Annotated in this window: 16 protein-coding genes; 11 read left to right on the top strand and 5 right to left on the bottom strand. The window is 74.2% G+C overall.

Features of this window, described 5'->3' with window-relative positions; translation table 11 throughout:
• Positions 1-7: 7 nt before the first annotated feature.
• Genes ACFF45_RS13495 through ACFF45_RS13510 form a run of 4 tightly spaced genes read left to right on the top strand, consistent with a single transcriptional unit; the run spans position 8 to position 3,915 of the window.
• Positions 8-931, top strand: coding sequence for an ABC transporter permease (locus ACFF45_RS13495; protein ID WP_381346006.1), 924 nt, complete (start codon positions 8-10; stop codon positions 929-931).
• Positions 924-1,901 carry an ABC transporter permease gene (locus ACFF45_RS13500; protein WP_381346008.1) on the top strand — a complete coding sequence of 326 codons (978 nt, stop codon included), beginning with the start codon at positions 924-926 and terminating at the stop codon, positions 1,899-1,901. Before ACFF45_RS13495 ends, ACFF45_RS13500 begins: the two co-directional genes overlap by 8 nt.
• A gap of 9 nt (positions 1,902-1,910) precedes the next feature.
• Positions 1,911-2,885: an ABC transporter ATP-binding protein gene (locus ACFF45_RS13505; RefSeq protein WP_381346010.1), complete on the top strand. Its 975-nt coding sequence runs from the start codon at positions 1,911-1,913 to the stop codon at positions 2,883-2,885.
• Positions 2,878-3,915, top strand: a complete 1,038-nt coding sequence (locus ACFF45_RS13510; protein ID WP_381346012.1) for an ABC transporter ATP-binding protein — start codon at positions 2,878-2,880, stop codon at positions 3,913-3,915. Before ACFF45_RS13505 ends, ACFF45_RS13510 begins: the two co-directional genes overlap by 8 nt.
• 120 nt (positions 3,916-4,035) lie before the next feature.
• Here the strand turns inward: ACFF45_RS13510 and ACFF45_RS13515 are convergent, their stop codons facing one another.
• Entirely contained in the window at positions 4,036-6,195 is a 2,160-nt protein-coding gene (locus ACFF45_RS13515) for a S9 family peptidase (protein WP_381346014.1), read from the bottom strand.
• 174 nt (positions 6,196-6,369) lie between these two features.
• On the opposite strand from ACFF45_RS13515, the gene ACFF45_RS13520 reads away from it, so the two are divergent.
• From ACFF45_RS13520 to ACFF45_RS13535, 4 genes are all read left to right on the top strand, one after another.
• Entirely contained in the window at positions 6,370-6,564 is a 195-nt protein-coding gene (locus ACFF45_RS13520) for a hypothetical protein (RefSeq protein ID WP_381346016.1), read from the top strand.
• Positions 6,565-6,594: 30 nt separating this feature from the next.
• The gene (gene mshB, locus ACFF45_RS13525; protein WP_381346018.1) at positions 6,595-7,479 is read left to right on the top strand and encodes an N-acetyl-1-D-myo-inositol-2-amino-2-deoxy-alpha-D-glucopyranoside deacetylase; all 885 of its coding nucleotides are present in this window, start codon (positions 6,595-6,597) and stop codon (positions 7,477-7,479) included.
• Complete coding sequence (locus ACFF45_RS13530; RefSeq protein ID WP_381346020.1) at positions 7,476-7,886, top strand: DUF6113 family protein; 411 nt, start codon at positions 7,476-7,478, stop codon at positions 7,884-7,886. Before mshB ends, ACFF45_RS13530 begins: the two co-directional genes overlap by 4 nt.
• A gap of 158 nt (positions 7,887-8,044) precedes the next feature.
• Positions 8,045-10,360, top strand: coding sequence for a hypothetical protein (locus ACFF45_RS13535; protein WP_381346022.1), 2,316 nt, complete (start codon positions 8,045-8,047; stop codon positions 10,358-10,360).
• Positions 10,361-10,596: 236 nt separating this feature from the next.
• Here ACFF45_RS13535 and ACFF45_RS13540 read toward each other — a convergent pair whose 3' ends face one another.
• The gene (locus ACFF45_RS13540; RefSeq protein ID WP_381346024.1) at positions 10,597-11,460 is read right to left on the bottom strand and encodes a transglutaminase family protein; all 864 of its coding nucleotides are present in this window, start codon (positions 11,458-11,460) and stop codon (positions 10,597-10,599) included.
• 2 nt (positions 11,461-11,462) lie between these two features.
• Positions 11,463-12,461 carry a GNAT family N-acetyltransferase gene (locus tag ACFF45_RS13545; protein ID WP_381346025.1) on the bottom strand — a complete coding sequence of 333 codons (999 nt, stop codon included), beginning with the start codon at positions 12,459-12,461 and terminating at the stop codon, positions 11,463-11,465.
• A 140-nt stretch (positions 12,462-12,601) separates the two neighbouring features.
• Here ACFF45_RS13545 and fdxA point away from each other — a divergent pair, with 140 nt between their 5' ends.
• Positions 12,602-12,922, top strand: a complete 321-nt coding sequence (gene fdxA / locus ACFF45_RS13550) for a ferredoxin (RefSeq protein ID WP_023546973.1) — start codon at positions 12,602-12,604, stop codon at positions 12,920-12,922.
• A 110-nt stretch (positions 12,923-13,032) separates the two neighbouring features.
• Complete coding sequence (locus ACFF45_RS13555) at positions 13,033-14,127, top strand: bifunctional succinyldiaminopimelate transaminase/glutamate-prephenate aminotransferase (RefSeq protein WP_381346027.1); 1,095 nt, start codon at positions 13,033-13,035, stop codon at positions 14,125-14,127.
• Between the two features lie 59 nt (positions 14,128-14,186).
• Here ACFF45_RS13555 and ACFF45_RS13560 read toward each other — a convergent pair whose 3' ends face one another.
• Together ACFF45_RS13560 and ACFF45_RS13565 are read right to left on the bottom strand one after the other, a co-directional pair.
• Positions 14,187-14,633, bottom strand: coding sequence for an ATP-binding protein (locus ACFF45_RS13560; protein WP_381346029.1), 447 nt, complete (start codon positions 14,631-14,633; stop codon positions 14,187-14,189).
• 337 nt (positions 14,634-14,970) lie between these two features.
• Complete coding sequence (locus ACFF45_RS13565; RefSeq protein ID WP_381346031.1) at positions 14,971-15,948, bottom strand: VldE C-terminal domain-containing protein; 978 nt, start codon at positions 15,946-15,948, stop codon at positions 14,971-14,973.
• An 82-nt stretch (positions 15,949-16,030) separates the two neighbouring features.
• On the opposite strand from ACFF45_RS13565, the gene dapE reads away from it, so the two are divergent.
• Positions 16,031-17,110 (top strand): succinyl-diaminopimelate desuccinylase, encoded by a 1,080-nt coding sequence (gene dapE / locus ACFF45_RS13570; protein WP_381346033.1) that lies wholly within the window; start codon positions 16,031-16,033, stop codon positions 17,108-17,110.
• The last annotated feature ends 75 nt before the right edge of the window (positions 17,111-17,185 follow it).

Genomic DNA, 17,185 nt, shown 5'->3' on the forward strand with positions numbered 1-17,185 from the left:
CGGCGCCATGGGACGGTACGTCGTCCGGCGGCTGCTGCAGATGGTCCCGGTCTTCCTCGGGGCCACCCTGCTGATCTTCCTGATGGTCCATGTGATGGGCGACCCCATCGCGGGCCTGTGCGGTGAACGGGAGTGCGAACCGGCGACGGCCGCGCGGCTCAGGCAGGAGTTCGGCCTCGACCAGCCGGTCTGGCAGCAGTACCTGACCTACCTGGGCAACATCTTCGCCGGCGACTTCGGCACCGCCTTCAACGGCCGGCCGGTCACCGAGCTGATGGCCGACGCCTTCCCCGTCACCGTCCGGCTGACCGTCGTCGCGATCCTCTTCGAAGTGCTCGTCGGCGTCACCCTGGGCGTGGTCACCGGCCTGCGCCGCGGCCGCCCCGTCGACACCACCGTCCTGCTGGTCACGCTGGTGGTCATCTCCGTGCCCACCTTCGTCACCGGCCTGCTTCTGCAACTGCTGCTCGGCGTCGAGTGGGGCCTGATCCGGCCGTCGGTGTCCGCCGAGGCCCGCTTCGGCGAGCTGATCGTGCCGGGCCTGGTCCTCGCCTCCGTCTCACTGGCCTACGTGACCCGCCTGACCCGCACCTCGCTGGCGGAGAACCGGCGCTCCGACTACGTCCGCACGGCCGTCGCCAAGGGCCTGCCGCGGCACCGGGTCATCACCCGCCACCTGCTGCGCAACTCCCTGATCCCCGTGGTCACCTTCATCGGCACCGACATCGGCGCCCTGATGGGCGGCGCCATCGTCACCGAGCGGATCTTCAACATCCACGGCGTCGGCTACCAGCTCTACCAGGGCATCCTGCGCCAGAACACGCAGACCGTCGTCGGCTTCGTGACCGTCCTCGTGCTCGTCTTCCTGCTCGCCAACCTCCTCGTCGACCTGCTGTACGCCGTACTCGACCCGAGGATCCGCTATGCCTGACATCAGGGAACCGCAGCGCGCCGTGGCCGGCACCGGCATGGGCGGCGCGATGGACCTCGCCGCCGGCGAGGCGGAGACGCTGGAGCGGGCGCCGGCCGGCCCGGACGGCGGCGGCCGGCCGGGCCGGCCCCGCTCCCTGTGGTCCGACGCCTGGCACGACCTGCGCCGCAACCCCGTCTTCGTCGTCTCCGCCCTGGTGATCGTCTTCCTGGTCCTCATCTCCCTGTGGCCGTCCCTGATCGCCCCCGGCAGCCCGCTGCGCTGCGACCTCGCCGAGGCCCAGGAGGGCTCCCGGCCCGGCCATCCCTTCGGCTTCGACGGCCAGGGCTGCGACGTCTACACGCGCACCGTCCACGGCGCCCGCACCTCCGTCGCGGTCGGCGTCTGCGCCACGCTCGGGGTCGCGCTCCTCGGCAGTGTCCTCGGCGGGCTCGCGGGGTACTTCGGCGGCGTCTGGGACTCGGTGCTCTCCCGGCTCACCGACGTCTTCTTCGCGATCCCGGTCGTCCTCGGCGGCCTGGTCCTGCTGTCGGTGGTGACCAGCAACACCGTCTGGCCGGTGGCCGGGTTCATGGTGCTGCTCGGCTGGCCGCAGATCTCCCGGATCGCCCGCGGCACGGTCATCACCGTCCAGCAGAACGACTACGTCCAGGCCGCCCGCGCCCTCGGCGCCTCCCACTCCCGGCTGCTGCTGCGGCACATCGCGCCCAACGCCGTCGCCCCCGTGATCGTCGTGACGACCATCGCGCTCGGCACGTACATCGCGCTGGAGGCCACCCTGTCGTACCTGGGCGTCGGTCTGAAGCCGCCCACCGTCTCCTGGGGCATCGACATCTCCGCCGCCTCGCCCTACATCCGCAACGCCCCGCACGCCCTGCTCTGGCCCTCCGGGGCGCTCGCGGTCACCGTGCTGGCGTTCATCATGCTCGGCGACGCGGTGCGCGACGCCCTCGACCCGAGGCTGAGGTGAGGCGCCGTCATGCTGCTCGACGTACGCGACCTGCACGTGGAGTTCCACACCCGGGACGGGATCGCCAAGGCCGTCAACGGCGTCAGCTACGGCGTGGACGCGGGCGAGACGCTCGCCGTGCTCGGCGAGTCGGGCTCCGGCAAGTCCGTCACCGCGCAGGCCGTGATGGGCATCCTCGACACCCCGCCGGGGCGGATCACCGGCGGCGAGGTCCTCTTCCGGGGCCGCGACCTGCTCAGGCTGAAGGAGGCGGAGCGGCGCAGGGTGCGCGGCGCCGAGATGGCGATGATCTTCCAGGACGCGCTGTCCTCGCTCAACCCGGTGCTGTCCGTGGGCGACCAGCTCGGCGAGATGTTCGTCGTCCACCGGGGCATGTCGAAGAAGGACGCCCGGGCCCGGGCCGTCGAGCTCATGGACCGGGTGCGCATCCCGGCCGCCCGGGAGCGGGTGAGGCAGTACCCGCACCAGTTCTCCGGCGGCATGCGCCAGCGCATCATGATCGCGATGGCGCTCGCCCTGGAACCGGCCCTGATCATCGCCGACGAACCCACCACCGCCCTGGACGTCACCGTCCAGGCCCAGATCATGGACCTGCTCGCGGAGCTGCGGCGCGAGCTGGACATGGGGCTCATCCTCATCACCCACGACCTGGGGGTGGTCGCCGACGTCGCCGACCGGATCGCCGTGATGTACGCGGGCCGGATCGTGGAGTCGGCGCCGGTGCACGACCTCTACAAGGCCCCGGCCCACCCCTACACGCGCGGCCTGCTGGAGTCCGTCCCGCGCCTGGACCGCAAGGGGCGGGAGCTGCACGCCATCAGGGGCCTGCCGCCGAGCCTGCTGGACATCCCGCCGGGCTGCGCCTTCCACCCGCGCTGCCCGATGGCCCGGGACGTGTGCCGGACGGACGTGCCCCCGCTGCACGAGGTGTCCGGACAGCGCCGGAGCGCCTGCCACTTCTGGAGGGAGTGCCTGGATGGCTGAGCCGATCCTGGAGGTCAGCGGGCTCGTCAAGCACTACCCGCTCACCAGGGGCGTCCTGTTCCGCAAGCAGGTCGGCTCCGTGAAGGCGGTCGACGGCGTCGACTTCACGCTCCACCGGGGCGAGACCCTCGGCATCGTCGGCGAGTCCGGCTGCGGCAAGTCGACGGTCGCCAGGATGCTGGTGCACCTGGAGCGGCCGACGGCCGGGGTGATCCGGTACAAGGGCGAGGACGTCACCCGGCTGTCCGGCAGGGCGCTCAAAGCCGTCCGGCGCAACATCCAGATGGTGTTCCAGGACCCCTACACCTCCCTCAACCCCCGCATGACGGTGGGCGACATCGTCGGCGAGCCCTACGAGATCCACCCCGAGGCGGCCCCCAAGGGCGACCGGCGCGGACGCGTGCAGGAACTGCTGGAGGTCGTCGGCCTCAACCCCGAGTACGTCAACCGCTACCCCCACCAGTTCTCCGGCGGCCAGCGCCAGCGGATCGGCATCGCCCGGGGCCTGGCGCTGCGCCCGGAGATCATCGTCGCCGACGAACCGGTCTCCGCGCTGGACGTGTCCGTGCAGGCGCAGGTCGTGAACCTGATGGAGCGGCTGCAGGACGAGTTCGGCCTCTCCTACCTCTTCATCGCCCACGACCTGTCCGTCGTCCGGCACATCTCGGACCGGGTCGCGGTGATGTACCTCGGCCGGATCGTGGAGACCGGCCGGGACACCGAGATTTACGACCACCCCACGCACCCCTACACGCAGGCCCTGCTCTCCGCCGTCCCGGTGCCCGACCCGGCGGCCCGCGCGCACCGCCGGCGGATCGTCCTCGCCGGTGACGTGCCCTCCCCGACCACCATCCCGTCCGGCTGCCGCTTCCGCACCCGGTGCTTCAAGGCCCGGGAGCGCTGCGCCCGGGAGGTCCCGCAGCTGGCGGTCCCCGCCGGGTACCGCCTGACCGGCGGCCCGGCCGCGCACCCCTCCGCCTGCCACTTCGCCGAGGACACGCAGGTCGTGGCGCCCGAGGAGCGGCGGTAACACACCGGCAACCGAGGTGACCCGGCTCCGATATACGGACGCGGCAGTCTCTGTGGCGTACGGCCGTGCGGGTGCCGTGAAGCGGGCCGGGGTGCGCCATGTCACCCCGGCCCGCCGCCGTCACCGGGGCAGGCCCAGCGACCGCTTGAGGAAGTCCACCTGAAGCAGCAGCAGGTTCTCGGCGACCTGTTCCTGCGGGGTCATGTGCGTCACGCCGGACAGCGGCAGCACCTCGTGCGGGCGGCCGGCGGCGAGCAGCGCGGAGGACAGCCGCAGGGCGTGGGCGACCACCACGTTGTCGTCGGCCAGACCGTGCACGATCATCAGCGGGCGGTGCGGTCCGGCCGCGGCGGCCAGGCCGTCGTCGGTGATCAGCGAGCTCCGGGCGTACGCCGCCGGCGCCTCGGCCGGGTGGCCCAGGTACCGCTCGGTGTAGTGGGTGTCGTACAGCCGCCAGTCCGTCACCGGGGCGCCGGCGATGCCCGCGTGGAAGACGTCCGGGCGGCGCAGCACGGCCAGGGCGGCCAGCCACCCGCCGTAGGACCAGCCGCGGATCGCGACCCGGGTGAGGTCCAGCGGGTGGCTGCGCGCCAGGTCCTGGAGCGCCTCGACCTGGTCGTCCAGGGAGACGGTGAAGTCGCCGCGGACCGCCTTCTCCCAGGCGGGCGAGCGGCCGGGTGTGCCGCGCCCGTCGGCGACGACCACCGCGAACCCCTGGTCGGCGAACCACTGGGAGGTCAGGTGCGCGTTGTGGGCGGCGACCACCCGGGCGCCGTGCGGACCGCCGTAGGGGTCCAGCAAAACCGGAAGGGGAGTGTCACCGTGGTAGTCCCGTGGCATAAGCACGGCGCACGGAATTCTCCGTGCGCCCCCCTCGGTGAGCGTCACGCGCGGGGACAGACCGGGATCTTCGGCGTACGACGGGATGGTCGCCACCGTCTTCCAGCCGTCGGCCGGCGGGGCCCCCGTCTCCCTCCGGCCGCCGCCGCGCAGCACCCGCACCGTGGCGCCCGGCCGGTCCGGCGTCGCCGAGACGAGGACGGTCACGTCCCCGGCGCGCACCGCCGAGTGCACCCCCGGCTCCCGCGTGAGGCGCTCCACGCCGAGTTCGTTGACGCGCCAGACGTGCACCTCGCCGGTCTCGGGGGCGGCCGCCTCCGCCCCGGCCGACGCCGCCACCAGCACGTCCTCGGCCGTGACGTCGAGCACGGCCCGCAGGTGCAACTGCGGTCCGGTCAGCGGGCGTTCCCCCACCGCGAGCACCCGCGCGCCGCCCTCGTCCGCGATCCGCACCAGGTGCCCCGAGGGGGACCAGCACGGCACTCCAGGGAAAAGATCAAGCCAAGTTCGATCTTCGTCGGCGTGCACCATCCGGGTCGCGCCGGTGTCCGGGTCCACCGCCAGGAACAGCTGGCTGCGCTGGTCACGCGCCTGCACCAGGATCAGCGGGGCACCCGCCGCTGACCAGTGCACTCGCGCCAGGTACGGATACCGCGGCCGATCCCAGACGACCTCGGTGCGGGCCCCGTCCAGGTCGATCACGAACAGCCGGACGTCCGCGTTCTCCGTCCCGGCAGCTGGATAGGGGACGTGTTGTGGGTCACGTTCCGGCTGGGCCGGGTCGGAGATCCACCACCGCCGCACCGGCGTGTCGTCCACGCGCGCCACCAGCAGCCGGTCCGACTCCGGCGCCCACCAGAAACCCCGCGAACGCCCCATCTCCTCGGCCGCGATGAACTCGGCCAGACCGTAGGAGACCGACTCCGCCTCCGGTTCCGCGAGCGCCCGGTCGCCCTCGCCCTCGGCGCCGGTCACCCGCAGGGCGCCCTGCGCGACGTACGCGACGTGCCGCCCGTCCGGGGCGGGACGCGGGTCGATCACCGGGGCCGGCGTGGGCAGTTCGCGGGCCGTGCCGGCCCGCAGCTCGGCTGCGAAAAGCCGCCCTGACAAGGCGAAAGACGCCAACTCCACGGCCGTGTCGGTGGCGTAGCCGACGATGCCGGCGCCGCCCTCGCGGCTGCGCTCGCGGCGCGCCAGTTCCTCGGGCGAGAGGCGCTCCGCGGCCCCGCCCAGCAGCGCGCGCGGGTCGGCCGCCAACCGCTCGGCGCGGTCCGCCAGGTCGAGCACCCACAGGGCGTTCGCCCGGTCCGTGCCGGAGGACGAGCGCAGGAACACGACACGGGAACCGTCGGGAGCCACGGTGAACGAACGCGGCGCGCCGAGCGTGAACCGCTGGGTGCGGGCGTGCCGTCTGGGGAAGGAGTCAGGCTCGGTCGTCATGCCCTGACCATATTGGCCATGCGCCCCCTTGTGCGGCTGTGCGCCATTCGATGCGCGCGTACGGATAGTTATGATCACTAGCGCTGTGTGGGTATGAACCTGCTGGCCGCTGTATGGATGTACACGTTTCCTCGCCCTGTTTCTCCACATCCCGGTTCTTGGAGGTGAGCCGCCGTGGCACTCTCGATTTCGGCGGTGGTGCTGCTGGCGATCATCGTCTTCCTGCTGATCAAGAAGTCAGGACTGAAGGCCGGGCATGCTGTCGTATGCATGCTGCTGGGCTTCTACCTGGCCTCGTCCACCGTCGCGCCCACGATCAGTGAGCTGACGACGAACATCGCGGGCATGATCGGCAGCATCAGGTTCTGAGCGGACCGGTCTGATCGTAGGGTGGGGTCCATGACGGAACGGCCCCCCCGGCGTCTGCTGCTGGTGCACGCGCACCCGGACGACGAGTCGATCAACAACGGCGCGACCATGGCCAGGTACGCGGCCGAGGGTGCCCAGGTGACCTTGGTCACCTGTACCCTCGGCGAGCGGGGCGAGGTCATCCCGCCCGGGCTCGCGCACCTGACCGGCGCCGCGCTCGGCGAGTACCGCCGGCGCGAGCTCGCCGCGGCCATGCGCGAGCTCGGCGTCGAGGACTTCCGGCTGCTCGGCGGGGCCGGCCGCTACCGGGACTCCGGGATGATGGGCCTGCCCGACAACGACGACCCCGGCTGCCTGTGGCAGGCGGACGTCGACGAGGCCGCCGCCCACCTCCTGGAGGTGATCCGCGAGGTGCGGCCCCAGGTGCTCGTCACCTACGACCCCGGCGGCGGCTACGGCCACCCCGACCACATCCAGGCCCACCGCATCGCCATGCGCGCCGCCGGCCTGGCCGCCGAGGCGGGCGTCGGCATCGCCAAGGTCTACTGGAACCGCGTCCCGCGCGCCGTCGCCGAGGAGGCCTTCGCCCGCCTCGCGGAGGCGCTGCCGGGGCTGGCCTTCGCCGGGAGCGCGGTGCTCGGCGACGTGCCCGGCGTGGTCGACGACGCCCGGATCACCACCGAGATCGACGGCACCGCGTACGCCGCCGCCAAGGCCGCGGCGATGGCCGCGCACGCCACGCAGATCGAGGTCGCCGAGCCGTACTTCGCGCTCTCCAACCAGCTGGCGCAGCCGCTGTTCGCCACCGAGTACTACGAGTTGGCGCGCGGCGAACGGGGCGCACCGGGCGTCCCCGCGGCCGGCGGCCCGGCGCGGGAGACGGACCTGTTCGCCGGGATCGGGGCGCCGTCATGAGCGACCGGCAGCCGATGCTCGCGCGGCCGCCGCGGCGTCCCTCCGCCGGGCGGGCGGCTTCCTGTGCCGGCCTGTTCCTGCTCGGCCTGGTGGTGGGGGGCGCCGGGGCGCTGGTGCAGGGCGCGTGGTTCCCGGGCGGGCTGCTGCTCGCGCTGGCGGGCGCGGCCGGGGCGTTCCTCGGCGGGGCCTGGGCGACCCGCGGCCGGGGCGGGGCGGTGGCGGGCGTGGCCGGCTGGATGCTCGCCGTCATCCTGCTCACCGCCAGCCGTCCGGAAGGGGACTTCCTCTTCGCCGCGGGCGTCGGCTCCTACGCCTACCTGCTGGGCGGCATGGCCGTGGCTGTGATCTGCGCCACCCTGGCGCCCGCGCGGCAACCCGGTGACAGGTCCGCCCGACGTGGCGCATGACGTACCGGTTCGCCGCGAGGCGCTCGTGCGAGTCCCGTGCGGGTTTCCCACCGGTCGCGGGATACCGGTCGGAAGCGGCCAGTATGGTGGAGCCGCCGCCGAGCTGCCCGCGTACATGAGGTCGTGACGGGCGGTGGAGCCAACCGGGAGAACCTGCCTTGAGTCGTGAAACTGACAGTCCGTCCTCCGGGCCCAACGGGCACGGGGGTACCGCATACCCCTCGGGCACGCCGCCCTACGGCACACCCACGGCTTCCGACAGCGGTGCGGACACGGGCCGTTCGGGCGCGGGGGCCGAGGACCGCAAGACCGAGACCACGCTGACGACCCGGATCCGGATCAACATCCCCGGATCGCGGCCCATTCCGCCGGTCGTCGTGCGCAAGCCCGTCGCGGACTCCGACGGCGCCGAGGGCGGGGAGAACGAGCCGGCGGCGCCGCGCGCGGCCACCGCCACGGGCACGGCCGAGTATCCCGCCGAGCAGCAACCGCCCAGGCCCGCCGAGGAGAAGACGAGCGACTGGTTCGCCCCCCGCAGGTCCGGCCCGGCCAGGACCGGTCAGGGCGGCGGCGCCAACGGAGCCGGTGCCCCGGGCGGTTCGGCCGGCCCCGGCGCCCCGGCGACCGCGGGCGGCGCGCGGCCCGGCGGTGCCGTCGGTTCCCCGACCGCGCCGGGCGGCTCCCGCCCCGGCGGTACGAAGGGCGCCGGGCTGCCCGGCGCGACCGGCGGCCCGGTGGCACCCGGCCACGGCGGCGGCACCGGTTCCTTCGACGTCACCGAGGCCCTCGCGGCGGGGCCGATGGGCGGCGGCACCGGCACCGGCAACGGCAACGGCTCCCGTCCGGGCGAGCAGCGCCGCGACGACCAGCCGTACGCCACGGGCCACCAGAACGGCCAGAACGGCCAGAACGGCCAGAACGGCCAGAACGCCCCGAACATCCCGCACACCCCGAACGGCCGGCACGGCCGGGGCGGTCAGGGGGAGCCCAACGGGCAGGCCCCGTACGGCGCCCAGGGCGCGTTGGCCGGCCGGGGCCCCGCACCCGACGGACCGAGCGCCCCCGGCGGCCCTCACGGGCAGCCCGGGCAGCCCGGGCAGTCCGGCCTGAGCGGTTACGGCGGCCTCGGTGGCCCCGGCCGTCCTGGCGGCCCCACCGGCCCGCAGGGCCCCGCCGGCCCGACCGGCGGTCCGGTCACCGGCGACGGCCCCCTCGTCCCGCCGAACGCGGCCGGCGCACCCGGCGCGGCCCCGGGTCCCGGCCCCGGCGGCCTGAGCGACGACACCGCCGTCCTCACCCCGCAGCAGCCGGCCCCCGAGCCGCCGCCCGGCAGTCCCTACGGCGTGTCCGTCGACAACGTCTCCGGGGACACCCTCACCAGCGGTATCCCGGTCGTGCCGCCCGCCGACCGCACCGCGCCGTTCGCGCCGGGCGGCCCCACCGACGGGCCGCTGCCGCACACCCCGCCGCAGCGGCCCGAGCCGGCGCGGCAGCCGGCGCCCGCCGCCGCGGCCAAGAAGAAGACGAAGAAGAAGGGCCGCAGCAAGCTGGTGCTGCTCGGCGGCGGCGTGATCGCGGCCGCCGGTGTCGCCTACGGCGCCGGTCTGCTGATGAACCACTCCGACGTGCCCAAGGGCACCACGGTGCTCGGCGTGGACATCGGCGGCGGCACCCGCGACGACGCCGTCAAGAAGCTCGACGAGGCCCTCGGCGACCGGATCGACAACCCGCTGACACTGTCCGTCGGCGGCGAGACCGTGTCGCTGCGGCCGGACCAGTCGGGCCTGCAGTTCGACGCCGACGCCACGGTCGCCGCCGCGGCGCGCAGCGACTACAACCCGGTCTCCGTGATCGGCTCGCTCTTCGGGCAGGAACGGGTGGTCGAGCCGGCCATGCCGGTCGACGAGGAGAAGCTGCACTCCGCCCTGGAGACCGCGGCGGGCGGCGCGGGCAGCGCCACCGACGGCACGATCAGGTTCGAGTCCGGCAAGGCGGTCGCCGTCTACGGCAAGGCCGGCCAGGGCATCGCCGTGGACCAGGCCACGGAGGCCGTCGCGGACGCCTACCGCAGCCAGGTGGAGACCGGCACGGCCGCGCCGGTCCGGGTGCCGACCACCACCAGGCAGCCGACGGTGCCGGACGCCGAGGTGGACCGGATGATGAAGGAGTTCGCCGAGCCGGCGATGTCCGGCATCGTCACCGTGCAGACGGACGCGGCCCACTCGATCGCCTTCAGCCCGGAGAACTCCCTGTGGAAGTTCCTCCGCGTCCAGGCGATCGACGGCAAGCTCGTCGACACCTACGACGAGGACGCCCTGACCGAGCTCTACGGCAAGACCTTCGACGGTGTGCTCGTCACCCGGGGCACCGGCCAGAAGACCCCGGTCACGGTCCAGGACGTGATCGGCGCCCTGCGCCCGGCCCTGAAGAGCACGACGAACCGCGTGGCGACGATCGACACCGACCCGAGCTGACGAGAAAGGGCACCCAGCCCCTGCCGGGTGCCCTCTCCGCGGGGCGCCCCGGGGGCGTCTCGCCACGCCCCGGTGCCGCGGCAGGCGACGTTCGCCCCGTCGCGACGCCCGGCACGCACTCCCGCCGCACCGGCCGAAGGCCCGAGTACGTCCGGTACGAGGGCTTCCGGCCGGCACGCCGGGAGCACGCACCGGACGCCGCTCCGCCACGGGCAAACGCTGCCCGCCGCGGCACACTAGTTCAGCAGCGCCCGCGCCGCCCGGGCCTCCCCCCGCACCCGCTCCGCCGCCCCCTCGTCCACGGCCCCCACCACCTCCGCGTACGCCTCCAACTCGGCCGCTCCGCCCAGAAAGTCCCCCCGCCGCACCAGCAACTGCGCCCGCTCGTAGCGCAGCCGGGCCGGATGCGAGGGCAGCAGCAGCGACAACTCCACGGCCCACAGCCCCACGTCCGACCGCTCGGCCCGGACGGCGGCCCACGCCCGGATGTTGTTCAGGATCCTGAGCACCACCTCCAGCGGATCGGCGGGCGCCAGCATCGAGGGGTCCAGCGGCGCCCCGGTCGCCCCCGCCACCAGCAACTCCGCGTCGCGCCCGGTCAGCACCCGCCCCCCGTCGAAGGGGTCCACGAGCACCTGGCCCTCCGTGCCCCCGGACGGCTCGCCGAAGCCGACCACGAAGTGCCCCGGCAGCGCCACGCCGTACACCGGCGCCCCCGCCCGCCGGGCCACCTCGATCCACACCACCGACAGCAGGATCGGCAGCCCGCGCCGCCGCCGGACCACGGTGTGCAGCAGCGACGACTCCAGCCGCTGGTAGTCCGCGGCCGAGCCGTGGAACCCGCACCGCTCACCCAGCAGCTCCCGCAGCGCCACGGCCCAGGCCCGCGCCCCGCCCGGCCGGAACGGCAGCAGCCCGGCCAGCCGGTCCAGCTCCGCCTGCGCGGCGTCGGCGCCCGCCTCGTCCAGCGTCCCGTCGGCCTGCGCGCCCACCAGCAGGCACAGCGTCGCCAGATCGGGCCGCTCGGCCCGTGCCTCCGCGGCGAACCGCCGGCGCAGCGCGGCGGACCGCTCCGGCGGCGGCGGGAGGAGTGGACGCATGACTACCTGCCCTCCGGCTCCCGGACGTGGTGGTACGTGTGGTGCGCGCCGAAGCCCAGCCCGGCGTACAACGCCCGTGCACCGGCATTGTCCGTCTCGACCTGGAGCCACGCCGCCGACGCGCCCTCGTCCAGCGCCCGCCGGGCCAGCGCGGCCATCACCTCGCTCGCCAGCCCCCGCCGGCGCAGGGCGGGGTCCACCTCCACGGCGGCGAACCCGGCCCACCGCCCGTCCACCACGCACCGGCCGATGGCCGCGGGAACGCCACCCGCGCCGGGCACGGCCGCGAACCACACCGAGGGACCGCTGCCCAGCACCCGCGACGCCACCTCGCCCACGCCCTTGCGCCGGTACCGCGCCAGCCACCCCGCGTCCGCCGTCCGGGACAGCACCACCCCGGCGCCCTCGGCCCGGTCGGCGACCGGCGCGAGGGCCCCGGTCCACAGCTCGGCGGACACCTCCCGCGTCCACCCCCGCCGCTCCAGCTCCGCGCAGAGCAGCTCCTGGGTGCCCTCGGCCCCGGTGGCGGTCTGGAGGTACGCCGGCAGGCCACGGTCGCCGTACCAGCGCCGTACGGCGGTCAGCGCCTCGTCCAGGGGCATGCCGGGGTCGCCCAGCGGCAGCACCGAGTTGGCGCGCCGGGTGAAGCCGGCGGCGGCGCGCAGCTCCCACCCGCCGAGCCGCTCGCTCTCCAGCGGCCGCCAGGCCCGCGCGGAGATCCGGGCGAGTTCCTCGTAGGAGGCCGCGGGGCCGCGGCGCCGGGCCGGTGCCGCGGGCACCACCTTCCCGGCGACCAGCGCGGACTCCTCGATCCGCACCCGTTCGCCGTCCCGTCGTGTGATCACCAGCACACCGTCGTTCCAGGATGTGAGAACGCCCACCGTGTCGGTGAATTTCTGCCCGATGGCGGACGGGTCCCCCAGCCGCCGTACGGAGACTCGTTTGCCCACGTCAGCAGCGGTGATACGGACCTCAAGGCGGCCAGCCGACGATATTTCCACGGGTCGGTTCACCCCTCCTGTTCGGATCGTGGCCAAGAACGGAGATACTAGGGGCGGGCATCGACGACGCCGCGCTCCCGCGCGCCAGGCGGCGGAGCCTGAGGAGGCCCGCCAGCGCCCTATCGAGGAGGAACGACAGCGTGACCTACGTCATCGCGCAGCCTTGTGTCGACGTCAAGGACAAGGCGTGCATCGAGGAGTGCCCGGTCGACTGCATCTACGAGGGCTCCAGGTCCTTGTACATCCATCCGGACGAATGCGTCGACTGCGGGGCATGTGAGCCGGTCTGCCCGGTCGAAGCGATCTTCTACGAGGACGACGTGCCGGAGGAGTGGAAGGACTACTACAAGGCGAACGTCGAGTTCTTCGACGAGCTCGGCTCGCCCGGCGGCGCCAGCAAGCTGGGCCTGATCGAGCGGGACCACCCCTTCGTCGCCGCGCTGCCCCCGCAGGGCGAGTGACCTCGTAAGCGGCCCCCACCGCGCCGCCTCGGTCCCGTACGGCCCGATCACCTTGATCGCCGCCGCACGGGACCGAGGCGTTTGACGCACCAGAAAGTGAGCCAGACACCGTGCCCGCAGTCTCCGACCGCCTTCCGACCTTCCCCTGGGACAAGCTCGCGCCGTACAAGCGGACGGCCGCCGCGCACCCGGACGGCATCGTCGACCTCTCCGTCGGCACCCCGGTCGACCCGGTCCCCGAGCTGGTCCAGAAGGCACTGACCGCCGCGGCGGACTCGCCCGGCTACCCGACCGTCTGGGGCACGCCCGAGCTGCGCGACGCGATCACCGGCTGGGTGAGCCGCCGCCTCGGCGTCCGGGACGTCACCCACCACCACGTCCTGCCGATCGTCGGCTCCAAGGAACTCGTCGCCTGGCTCCCCACCCACCTGGGCCTCGGCCCCGGGGACAGGGTCGCCTACCCCCGCCTCGCCTACCCGACCTACGAGGTGGGCGCCCGCCTGGCCCGTGCGGACCACGAGGTGTACGACGACCCGACCGAGCTGGACCCGGCGAACCTGAAGCTGCTGTGGCTGAACTCGCCGTCCAACCCGACCGGCGAGGTGCTGCCCAAGGAGGAGCTGACCCGGATCGTCGCCTGGGCCCGCGAGCACGGCGTGCTGGTCTTCTCCGACGAGTGCTACCTGGAGCTCGGCTGGGAGGCCGACCCGGTCTCGGTCCTCCACCCGGACGTCAACGGCGGCTCCTGCGAGGGCGTCGTCTCGGTCCACTCCCTGTCCAAGCGGTCCAACCTCGCCGGCTACCGCGCCGCCTTCCTGGCCGGCGACCCGGCCGTCCTCGGCCCGCTGCTGGAGCTCCGCAAGCACGGCGGCATGATGACGTCCGCGCCGACCCAGGCGGCGGTGGTGGCGGCCCTGGGCGACGACACCCACGTCCGCGAGCAGCGCGACCGCTACGCCGCCCGCCGCGCGGCCCTGCGCGAGGCCCTGCTGGGGCACGGCTTCCGGATCGAGCACAGCGAGGCCGGCCTCTACCTGTGGGCGACCCGCGGCGAGTCCTGCTGGGCCACCGTCGCCCACCTGGCCGAGCGGGGCATCCTGGTCGCGCCGGGCGACTTCTACGGCGAGGCGGGCGGCACCTTCGTCCGGGTGGCCCTGACGGCGACGGACGAGCGGGTGGCGGCGGCGGTCAAGCGCCTGGCGTGAACGCGAGGGCGGGGGCCCAGGGAACTCCCTGGACCCCCGCCGCGCCGGGCGCCCGGCACTCAGCCGAGCGGCAGCCCCTTGGCCGGCAGCGACTGCGTGGGCAGCCCGCCCTTGGTGAGCCCGTCCGTCGGCAGCCCGCCCTTGGCCGCGGTCGACGCGGCGTCGCCCACGAGGGCTCCGGCGGCCCCGGCGGCGTCACCCGCGGCCTTCTGCACCGCCGGGGCCGCCTTCTTCGCGGCCTGGCCACCGGTCTTGCCCGCGGCCGGCACGGCCGTCCTGACCGCCTTGCTGCCGGTGTCGCCGGCGGTGCCGGTGACGTTCCGCGCGGTGCTGTCCATGGTGTTGCCGATGGCCGCCCCGTCCAGGGCGGTCAGCCCGCCGAGGTTGGGGGCGGCGGGCAGCTCGGGGGCCGCGCTGGCGGAGCCGGCCGCACCGACCCCGGCAGCCGCTCCCGCTGCGACGAGCAGCGCGGCACGGGCGATCCGACGGGTCAGGGGGAGGGACATGGTGCTCCTTCGACGGGAGAGAACGGTGAAGTGTCCAGCCGCGCCCGGAAGGTGACCCCGCGATGTCGGTCGCGGTCCGGAGCTTCCGGGCTCGGACGCAGTGACTACCGCTCGAAGCCCGCGAAGGTTGCGGCGGCCGAACGTAAAGAGTTGGCAATGCGTCGCATTATCGGCTGCGGATAAAAACGGGCAAAGAGTACCCGGTCCGACAGTCTGCCGAATCCTTACGGCCCGGTGTTCCCAAGGGTTGTGCGACCTACGCGGGTGCGGTCGCGAAAACCTGTGCACCCCGTCGCGCCGAGGGGACGCACGTAACCCGTGGGGGTGACCGCTCGCACTACTGCGCAGTGACGATGCGGACGGCGTCCGCGGCTGCCGCGCCCTCCGCCCGGTCCGCGCTCTGCGCCCCGCCCGCCGCGGTGCGCCAGCGGCTGTCGGCGCGCCCCGCGGTCCACTCCCGCCCGGCGTACGAGACGCGCTCGATGTGCAGCGCCGAGGCGTTGGCCACGGCCCAGTGCGCGAGCTGCCAGCCGCGCTCCCGGGGGTCGCGCCCGTCGGCCTCCGCGGCCACGGGCACGGTCACCGTGCGCCCGCTGGTCTCGGTGACCAGGTCCGGGGTGGGAGCCGGCGCCGGGGTGCCCACCTCGGCCCCGGCCTGCTGCACGGCGTCCCGCCCGAAGTCCCGCACGAGCGCGGAGCGCACCGCGTCCGGACCGGCGGCCGGGGTCGCGCCCGGCCGGCCCTCGCAGGTCAGCGTGGCCGCGGCGCGCCCGGTGAGGGCGGCGGCGAGCAGCGTCGCGTCGGGCTCGTGCTTGGCGTACGCCTGCGGGAAGCCGCTGCGCTGCACGCGCTGGGCGGCGACGGTGAGGGGCAGCCGCGTGTAGCCGGGCACCTCGGCCAGATGGTCGTAGAAGATCCCCGCCGAGTAGATCGGGTCCATGATCTGCTCCTCGGTGCCCCAGCCCTGCGACGGCCGTTGCTGGAACAGGCCGAGCGAGTCGCGGTCGCCGTGGTCGATGTTGCGCAGCGCGGACTCCTGCAGGGCGGTCGCCAGGGCGATCGTGACGGCTCGCTCGGGCAGGCCGCGGGCGGTGCCGACGGCGCTGATCGTCGCGGCGTTGACGGCCTGTTCGGGGGTGAACTCGTACGTCGCCCCGTCGCCGTCGGCCGAGACGACCCGGCACCCCGGGCCGCCGGTGCCGCCGGTGAGGTACTGCACCGCGAGATAGCCCGCGACCGCGAGCAGGACGACGAAGGCCGCCCCGGCACGGAGGAGGCGGCCGCGACGCTGGAGAGTGGGGGACGGCTCTGGCACGCGTCCAAGGTACTGGAGAGTACGGAGTGACCGGAGCCGGGTGCGCAAAGTACCCGCAGGTCGGGGACGCTAGGGTCGGCGTATGGCCGACTCCCCGCTTGACCTCGCCCTGGACGCCGCCCGGCTCACCGCCCAGCTCGTCGACTTCCCGTCGGAGAGCGGCAACGAGAAGCCCCTCGCGGACGCGATCGAGAACGCGCTGCGCGCCCTGCCGCACCTCACCGTCGACCGGTACGGCAACAACGTCGTCGCCCGCACCGGCCTGGGCCGCTCGCAGCGGGTGATCCTCGCCGGGCACATCGACACCGTGCCGATCGCCGGCAACGTGCCCTCCCGGCTGGACGAGGACGGGGTGCTGTGGGGGTGCGGCACCTGCGACATGAAGGCGGGCGTCGCGGTGCAGCTGCGCATCGCGGCCACGGTCCCGGCCCCCAACCGCGACCTGACCTTCGTCTTCTACGACAACGAGGAGGTCGCCGCCGATCTCAACGGGCTGCGGCACGTCGCCGAGGCGCACCCCGAGTGGCTGGAGGGTGACTTCGCGGTGCTGCTGGAGCCGTCCGACGGCCAGGTCGAGGGCGGCTGCCAGGGCACCCTGCGCGTGCTGCTGAAGACCTCGGGCGAGCGGGCCCACTCCGCGCGCTCCTGGATGGGCTCCAACGCCGTCCACGCGGCGGCCCCGATCCTGGCCCGGCTCGCCGCGTACCAGCCCCGCTACCCGGTGATCGACGGCCTGGAGTACCGCGAGGGCCTGAACGCGGTCGGCATCTCGGGCGGGGTGGCCGGCAACGTCATCCCCGACGAGTGTGTCGTCACGGTCAACTTCCGCTACGCCCCGGACCGTACCGAGGAGGAGGCGATCGCCCATGTCCGCGAGGTGTTCGCGGACTGCGGCGTCACCGACTTCGTGGTCGACGACCACAGCGGCGCCGCGCTGCCCGGTCTGTCCCACCCGGCCGCGGCGGCCTTCATCGAGGCGGTGGGCGGCACTCCCCAGCCGAAGTACGGCTGGACGGACGTCTCCCGCTTCAGCGCGCTGGGCGTCCCCGCGGTCAACTACGGTCCCGGCAACCCGCACTTGGCGCACAAGCGGGACGAGCGGGTGGAGACCGCGAAGATCCTGGCGGGGGAGGAGCGGCTGCGCGCCTGGCTGACCGCGTGAGCGCGTGACCGCCCGGCGGGCGCGGGGGCGCGGGGGGCTCTCCGCGCGGGCGCTTTGTTGCAGACACGCGCATGT

The organism is Streptomyces cinereospinus (assembly GCF_042430725.1).
GTDB classification, from domain to species: Bacteria; Actinomycetota; Actinomycetes; order Streptomycetales; family Streptomycetaceae; genus Streptomyces; species Streptomyces cinereospinus.

What these genes read in the sequence shown, in the direction of transcription:
- ACFF45_RS13495 (WP_381346006.1), top strand. Translation starts at nt 8, where the DNA reads ATGGGACGGTACGTCGTCCGGCGGCTGCTGCAGATGGTCCCGGTCTTC.
- ACFF45_RS13500 (WP_381346008.1), top strand. Translation starts at nt 924, where the DNA reads ATGCCTGACATCAGGGAACCGCAGCGCGCCGTGGCCGGCACCGGCATG.
- ACFF45_RS13505 (WP_381346010.1), top strand. Translation starts at nt 1,911, where the DNA reads ATGCTGCTCGACGTACGCGACCTGCACGTGGAGTTCCACACCCGGGAC.
- ACFF45_RS13510 (WP_381346012.1), top strand. Translation starts at nt 2,878, where the DNA reads ATGGCTGAGCCGATCCTGGAGGTCAGCGGGCTCGTCAAGCACTACCCG.
- ACFF45_RS13515 (WP_381346014.1), bottom strand. Translation starts at nt 6,195, where the DNA reads ATGACGACCGAGCCTGACTCCTTCCCCAGACGGCACGCCCGCACCCAG.
- mshB (WP_381346018.1), top strand. Translation starts at nt 6,595, where the DNA reads ATGACGGAACGGCCCCCCCGGCGTCTGCTGCTGGTGCACGCGCACCCG.
- ACFF45_RS13530 (WP_381346020.1), top strand. Translation starts at nt 7,476, where the DNA reads ATGAGCGACCGGCAGCCGATGCTCGCGCGGCCGCCGCGGCGTCCCTCC.
- ACFF45_RS13540 (WP_381346024.1), bottom strand. Translation starts at nt 11,460, where the DNA reads ATGCGTCCACTCCTCCCGCCGCCGCCGGAGCGGTCCGCCGCGCTGCGC.
- ACFF45_RS13560 (WP_381346029.1), bottom strand. Translation starts at nt 14,633, where the DNA reads ATGTCCCTCCCCCTGACCCGTCGGATCGCCCGTGCCGCGCTGCTCGTC.
- dapE (WP_381346033.1), top strand. Translation starts at nt 16,031, where the DNA reads ATGGCCGACTCCCCGCTTGACCTCGCCCTGGACGCCGCCCGGCTCACC.